The organism is Flavobacterium sp. (assembly GCF_031363805.1).
Lineage (GTDB): Bacteria > Bacteroidota > Bacteroidia > Flavobacteriales > Flavobacteriaceae > Flavobacterium.
This window is the reverse complement of sequence record NZ_JANLVD010000140.1, coordinates 1-4,442: the sequence shown is the minus strand read 5'-3', so window position 1 is coordinate 4,442 and position 4,442 is coordinate 1. Positions and strand designations below refer to the sequence as shown.

Below are 4,442 nucleotides of genomic sequence, written 5' to 3'. Positions count from 1 at the left end.
ATTTCGGTCAAGCGCGCGTAGTTCGACCGCTAGGATTTAGACAATAATTTGGAAGTTTTGTAATTAAATTTTTTCGGTAAAACTACCTAAATTTATATCAACATAAGTACAAAAAGTATTCAACAGATAAAAAGTTCTTTTCATGATTTGTAATAAACAATATTTCTATATTTGTTTAAAAACCGACAATCAATACCGACAATTTATTCATTTAGGGATGTATAGTTGTTATAAAGTAGCGAATATATGTAAGTTGTACCTAATACTAAACAAATGAAGAGAATTCTAACATCCTATTTTATTTTACTTTCAATTTTTGCTTTTAGTCAAAGTTTAACGACGTTAAATAAAACTTCTAAAAGCCAAGAAAAGAAAACAATTTCTTCTAAAAGAAAAGACAATAATAAAACTAAACTAATTGACACAACAACTCTCAATTTCGAGAAGAAAGAAATAACAATACCTTCAAATAGAGAAAATACAACAAAAATTGTAATAGTTAAGCAAAAGGAAGAAACTGATTGGCTAAAATATTTATTACCTGTTTTTACTTTACTTCTTGGTATTTGGGTAAAAGAAATTCTTGAAAAACGTTCAAATAAAACGAAAATTAAAAAATCTGGTGAAAGATGGATTGCAGAATTGAGAAGTTTAAAAGAACCTCTCGAGCAACAAATAAAATCTCTTGAAAAATTTCAAACAGAAAATGACAACAACGAATTTGAAACACCAAATTTGGGTTTATATTCATCCGTTAGTGGTGATATTTTTAAATCTTTAGATAAAAGTGAATTAATAAAATTCATTGAACAGAATAATAAAGGCTTAGATTTTAAAAAAATAGTAAAAATATCCAATCGTACGAATGGTTATATTAGCATATTAGAGCATCTATACAAAACCGTAAATGAAAAATTTGACAGCTATTTACTAGGCATTTCAAAATACACGAATGAATTTACTAAGAATATGCAAGCCTTTAATATTGCATTTGGTGATTATGGTGTATCTCTTGAAAAAGAAATTGGCGGAGAACCAATTAACGACAAAAGGTACAAACCATTAACCGATTTATATGCTAAACATATAATTCCGCATCTAGCAGATGGAAATTTCAATCCTTATATTTTAGATGAACATTTTTTTCTACCAGCTCTAAATATTTTAAGCCATTATAGATTAGAACCGCAAACAAAACCTCTAGCAAATGTTATTTCAGCTTGTTTAAGTTCAATAAAAGGGTTGAAAATGGAGAAACATTATATTACAGAAAATATAAAAGCATTGATAAAATTATACAACGAACAACTAATCGAATTAAACGAGATAACATCACAATTCGAAAAGCACAAGGTACAACAGCTACTACAACGGATTTGGGCAATTGTCTTAATGGAAAGTTGGTTTTGTATTTGGAAGATTTGGCAAATCCGAAAAATGGGCTTAATTTAGTCCCAAACACGCCGTAATAGCGAGATGTTAGCAGATAGTTGAACCAAAATTTTACAGAAAAAAGAATTAAAAGTAGAAAATTAAAACTCAAAACATGGATAATGAATTAATTGTGGAAAAAAGTTGGTGGAAAAGAAATTGGAAATGGTTTTTGCCTACTTTCTTATTAATATTTTTGTTCTTATTTGGATTAATTTTGAGTTCAAGTATGGACGGAAATGTCATGGATATTGCGCAAGCATATTCTGATAACTCACTTTATGAAAAAGCTATTGAAAAAGCAAAAACCAATCAAAGAGTTATCCAAGTTATCGGAGAAATAGAACCTATTGATAAATTAGCAATTTTAGAAGGAAATGCAGTTTATTCAAACAATAATAATTCAGTTGAACTATCAGTAAGATTAAAAGGAAATAAAGGGAAAGGTAAAATGGATATTTCTGCTGTCAAGGACAGAAAAGGATGGAAATATAAGAAAATAAATATAAGAATTAAAGAGCCGAAAGAAGAAATACAAATTTTAAAAGATACGATTGAGAAAAAATAATTGTCGAAATTAAGTCAATATTACAATCCAGAAACTTTGTATTAAAGACAAAACCGAACCTTCAACAGCTACTACAACGGATTTGGGCAATAGGCTTAATGCAAAGTTGGTTATGTTTTTGTGATGATTTGCTTCGCCTGTTCGCTATCACTCGGGTGGTAAATCTAAAGAATGGGCTTAATTTAGTTACAAACCCGCTGTAATTGCGGGACGTTAGCGGTAATTTAAAAAAAAGATACATATGTTGAAATTTCCGAAATTAGAAATAGATTCTATTTTTGACCATTATGATAAAGAAAAATTTCTTCCAAAAATACAACAACTAAAATACTTCTGCTTTTTAAGAGGTCGTTTAAATTCGTACGTTACTGACGGTGATGAAATAATTATTCATATTGAGTACTTCTCTAAAGATGATTTAATTTTGAAACTTAAATCTTTGGGGGTAGAAATAAAAATTTTAAAACCTAATGATGAAATTTCATTTGGAAAATCTTGGCCAGATTGTTTTAATTACCCAACACCTTCAGGTCCATATCCAGAAATTGCACAACCAGCAATTCAAACAATATTTGGAGAAAATGTTTCCATTTATATTTCAGATAAATATTTCACTATATCTATCAATAATTTAGACAAGGACAAATGGTTTATAGTGAATAACAATCAAATATTATCCGCAATTAAAATTGAGAAAGAATTTGAAAATATTGATTTAGCAAAATTTAGTACAACTGAGGGTCAAACTGAATTTGGTCGGTTCATAAATCGTTATCATTATCCAGAATTATTTGAATTAAAAAAATATTAAAAGAATAAAAACTACCGCTAACAGCTACTACAACGTTAACTGTTATAGTAGAAAAATGAAACTGAAACCATTTTAACTGTATATTTGAACTTTAAATACGTAATTCATGAAAGCAGAAATATTCAATCCAGAAGTTGAATTAAATAACTATAAGAGTGAAAATAGAGAAGATTACAACTTTGAAATTAGACAAAAACGTCCATCAAAAAGTTACTTAACCAATTTTGCACAAAAAATATTGGATATTGCGAAAAAATGACAATCACAAAATGAAATTTCAAAAAATGAAGTAATTTCAGTACGTTTATCAGTTGATATTTTTATGGCAGATTTAGAGTCCGATTTAACGATAGCAAATGATAAAAAGTATAGAATTGAATGGGAAAATAAACTAAGTAAATTAAATAGTATAAAAAATAAATTTTTAAAAGAGTACAAAGAAAATTTAAACGAATTATAGAAAAAACTACAGCAGTTAAAAGCCGTAGTTGTTGCGCAACCTCCACTTTTAGAAAAGAAGTGCCAAAATCAAAAATAACCAACCTCGTTTAGCAACTCCAAAGCGAGATTGGTTATTTAATTAAAGTTCGCAATTATAAAATTTTGATGACTTAAAAACGAGTTTTTGATCTCATAAAAGTAGGTTTTAAAAAATGTGCAGTTCTCCAGCTCTCCAAAGTATTCCATAAAAACAACTAGCTCTGCAAATTTTACACCATTACAGTAAATGAAAAAATAATGATTGCTATTTGAAAATATGAGTATGAGCAAAATATAAATTCTTAAAACTACCACAATGCCCCAGATTGCAGCGACAGCCCCGAAATTTTAAAAGCTATTTTTTCTTTGAGCAACAGAGCGACCAAAGGAAGCTCCTGTGGCGAGAATAGAAAAAAAGCTTTTGAAATGAGGGCTAGAGCGGAAAGCTGGATTAGGCACAAAAAAAATTTATTAAAATTTTAAACCATCTCCATCAATTCCAAAGCCTTCTTTACGCTTTTTACATTCTCGAAAGTCAATAACAATCGTAACCCATTTTTGGTTTCTTTCTCTTTCATTTTGCACAATTGTGGTTGTTTTTGTACAAATTGCAATACTTTTTGAAAACTTTTGGATTGGTAATAATCACTTTGTTGGTCGGAAACAAAATAGCAAACCATTTTGCCTTGTTTCAAAATTAGTTTTTCAACTCCAATTTTGGTGGCAATCCATTTAATGCGCAAACTGTTGAGTAAAGCGATAGCTTGTTTTGGTAAAGCGCCAAAACGGTCAATTAACTGTTTTTCATATTGTTGCAAACCTACTTCGTCTTTTATTAAAGCCAAAGCATTGTATAAAGCCAGACGTTCGGTTACGCTATTTATATAATCGTCGGGGAAAAGTAATTCAAAATCGGAATCTATCTGAAGGTCTTTTACATACTCTTTTTCGGTGGTATTTTGTTCATCGGCATACAAATCTTTGAACTCATTTTCCTTGAGTTCTTCGATGGCTTCGTTCATGATTTTCTGATAAGTTTCGAAACCAATTTCATTAATAAAACCGCTTTGCTCGCCACCCAATAAATCGCCTGCGCCACGAATTTCCAGATCTTTCATGGCAATGTTGAAGCCGCTTCCTAATTCGGAAAAT

At 29.6% G+C, this 4,442-nt stretch carries 5 protein-coding genes; 4 read left to right on the top strand and 1 reads right to left on the bottom strand.

All coding sequences use genetic code 11. The features are described from left to right. Positions 1 to 273: 273 nt before the first annotated feature. The 4 genes from RMN92_RS08340 (at position 274) to RMN92_RS08325 (ending at position 3,069) form a co-directional block, all read left to right on the top strand. Entirely contained in the window at positions 274 to 1,452 is a 1,179-nt protein-coding gene (locus tag RMN92_RS08340) for a hypothetical protein (protein WP_309609011.1), read from the top strand. Between the two features lie 94 nt (positions 1,453 to 1,546). Further along, on the top strand, positions 1,547 to 1,999 hold the full coding sequence (locus RMN92_RS08335) for a cytochrome c oxidase assembly factor Coa1 family protein (RefSeq protein ID WP_309609010.1): 453 nt from the start codon (positions 1,547 to 1,549) through the stop codon (positions 1,997 to 1,999). Between the two features lie 241 nt (positions 2,000 to 2,240). Continuing rightward, the gene (locus tag RMN92_RS08330; protein ID WP_309609009.1) at positions 2,241 to 2,810 is read left to right on the top strand and encodes a hypothetical protein; all 570 of its coding nucleotides are present in this window, start codon (positions 2,241 to 2,243) and stop codon (positions 2,808 to 2,810) included. A 106-nt stretch (positions 2,811 to 2,916) separates the two neighbouring features. Then, positions 2,917 to 3,069, top strand: coding sequence for a hypothetical protein (locus RMN92_RS08325; protein WP_309609008.1), 153 nt, complete (start codon positions 2,917 to 2,919; stop codon positions 3,067 to 3,069). Between the two features lie 700 nt (positions 3,070 to 3,769). Here RMN92_RS08325 and RMN92_RS08320 read toward each other — a convergent pair. Continuing rightward, a partial coding sequence (locus RMN92_RS08320; protein WP_309609007.1) for a TRCF domain-containing protein occupies positions 3,770 to 4,442 on the bottom strand: 673 nt, incomplete at its 5' end.

Excerpts from the sequence above, each read along its gene's own strand:
- RMN92_RS08340 (WP_309609011.1), top strand. The coding sequence starts at position 274 with ATGAAGAGAATTCTAACATCCTATTTTATTTTACTTTCAATTTTTGCT.
- RMN92_RS08335 (WP_309609010.1), top strand. The coding sequence starts at position 1,547 with ATGGATAATGAATTAATTGTGGAAAAAAGTTGGTGGAAAAGAAATTGG.
- RMN92_RS08330 (WP_309609009.1), top strand. The coding sequence starts at position 2,241 with ATGTTGAAATTTCCGAAATTAGAAATAGATTCTATTTTTGACCATTAT.
- RMN92_RS08325 (WP_309609008.1), top strand. The coding sequence starts at position 2,917 with ATGAAAGCAGAAATATTCAATCCAGAAGTTGAATTAAATAACTATAAG.